The sequence below is a fragment of the Cobetia sp. genome (assembly GCF_983723665.1).
In genome coordinates, this window is sequence record NZ_CFDJES010000184.1 from 1 (window position 1) to 2195 (window position 2195).

Genomic DNA, 2195 nt, shown 5'->3' on the forward strand with positions numbered 1-2195 from the left:
CCATGCGTGGACTCGCTCAGCCAGGCCTGCGGCAGTGCCTCGAGCAGAGGGAAGCGCTCACTCTCGCCCTGCGCCTGCCACCAGTGACTCAGGCGCTCATTGAGCACCAGCAGCTGGCGTGCCCGCGTGGCGGCGGTGTAGCTGAGATTGGTGACCAGCACCTGATTGGGCAATTGCTGGCGCGCGCTTGGCAATGCCAGATCATCGGCCAGCACCACGCAATCAAATTCGAGACCCTTGGCGCGGAACACCGTCCCCAGCATGACCGTGGGCAGCTCGACCGACTGTCCCCGCGAGTGAGCACTGACGATGGCGGCCTGCAGGTCGCCATCGTGCTTGCGCAGCTCACCGATCCATTGATCGAGTGGCGCCTGGGCATACCAGGAGGCCAGCTCATGCAGGCTGCGCGCCTGATGATCATCGAGACGCGTCAGAGCTCCCAGCACCTGCGCCGGGGTCTGACCGAGCCGTGTCAGGGAGGGGGGCAGCAGTCGCCACCACTCACGCTGACTCGCGCTGTCGCCCTGCTCGGCCATCTGATGTGCGCGCCAGAGCCGCCAGTGATCCAGCAGCCCCGCCAGCGGATAGCCTTCGATGCCGTCCAGCCAGGCCACCGCGATGCCGCGCTGATGCAGTGACAGCGCCTCCCCCAGCGCCGCCACCGGGCCGGCACTGATCACCGCATGGCGCTTGCCGGAGTGCAGCAATGCCTCACGCACCGCGGGCAGCGCCAGACGGGTCGCCGGGCCGAGGCCGCTCATGGCCTGCTCGCGGGCGGTGGGCGAACAGGCCGCCAGCCGCGTGCCCAGCGCCGCCAATGCCGGCCCGAAGCGCCAGGCGCCGGGCAGCGAGTAGACGGTGGCATCGGCCAGCAGCGGCGAATCCAGCGAGCTCATGCCTTCCACCTGACGCGACAGGCTCTGATGCGGGTCGCCGATCAGCAGCAGGTCGCAGCGCTGGCGACGCAACATGGCCAGCAACGCTGGCGTGGCGTCCTGCGCCTCATCCAGCATCACCAGGTCGGCCTCCAGCGACTGGCCATGCTGCGACCACAGCTTGAGCAAGGCGTTGAACGAGAGGCTCTGCTGATGATCGGCGGGGTCCAGCAGACACTCCCACACCAGCCGCATGCTCTCGACCAGCTGGCGCAGCTCATTGGCGCTCAGCCGTTGTGCCACGCCTTCAGGCAGATGCTCCGGCATCGGCACCGCGTCGCTCTCGGCGAAGAAGGTGTTCAGGCCCTGGGCGATCAGGCTGCGCGACTGACTGGAAAGACTGCCCAGCCAGCTGAGGCTCTGCGGCGCCAGACGGCGCGTGATGTCGGGCTGCCGCTTGAGCTTGTCGCCGTACTCCTCCATCAAGGCCTGGCGCGCCAGCTGATGCAGCGACAGCGACTGGACATTGGCGGGCAGCTGACTGGCGGTCCGCCCGGCCACCGCCGGGTTGAGCGAGGTGTAGATGAGGGTCTCGTCGGCGTAGGTACGCGCCAGCTCGACCATCAGCACGGTCTTGCCGCTGCCGGCACAGGCACGCACCACCACGCAATCGCTGTGCTCGGCGCTGTTGGCCGGCGTGCGATCGCGCAGGCGCGAGGGAAAGGGATGGGCGAGAATTCGCCGTTGATCATTGCTCAGATGCATGGCGGCATGATCCCCCCTGTCAGCGCGGGGGGCAAGACCTTCGCTGCGCGATCATGGCTAGGACAGGGCGCCATTGGCCGCGAGGCGCTCACGCACGGTACGCATCAGGCCACGATTCCAGCGCAACAGATCATAGAGCGTGGTGAAGTAGGCGTTGCCCCGCGTCGAGTAGGCACTCAGCGTCGGGATGAGGTCTTCGGCGCGCACCGGCTGGCCCGCGTTGCGCAGACGCCCGCGCAGCTCACGTAGCTCGGCATAGCTGCGCTGGGAGTTGAGGTTGTCGAAATAGGCGGCGATGCCGGCCTCCAGGCTCTCGAAGCGCCGATATTCACGCCCCGGCGGCCCGATACCGCAGCCGCGCGAGAAGCAGCGCATGCCGAACAGATTGTTGCCCTCACGGGCATGGCCCGACGTCCCCCAGCCCGACTCCTCGATGGCCTGCACCAGCACCATGTCCAGCGGCAGGGTATCGATGCGCAGCAGCAGGCGCGTCCAGCTGACGCCGATGTCCTCGCGCGTGACGTCACAGGGCAGATTGGCCTGATCACACAGGCC

At 67.8% G+C, this 2195-nt stretch carries 2 protein-coding genes; both read right to left on the reverse strand.

What is annotated here, in order from left to right; translation table 11 throughout:
• Positions 1 to 1640: ATP-dependent helicase (locus AC4FAH_RS13410; RefSeq protein ID WP_490246199.1), on the reverse strand; the 1640-nt coding region annotated here is incomplete at its 3' end.
• A 57-nt stretch (positions 1641 to 1697) separates the two neighbouring features.
• Positions 1698 to 2195: glucosaminidase domain-containing protein (locus AC4FAH_RS13415; protein WP_490246200.1), on the reverse strand; the 498-nt coding region annotated here is incomplete at its 5' end.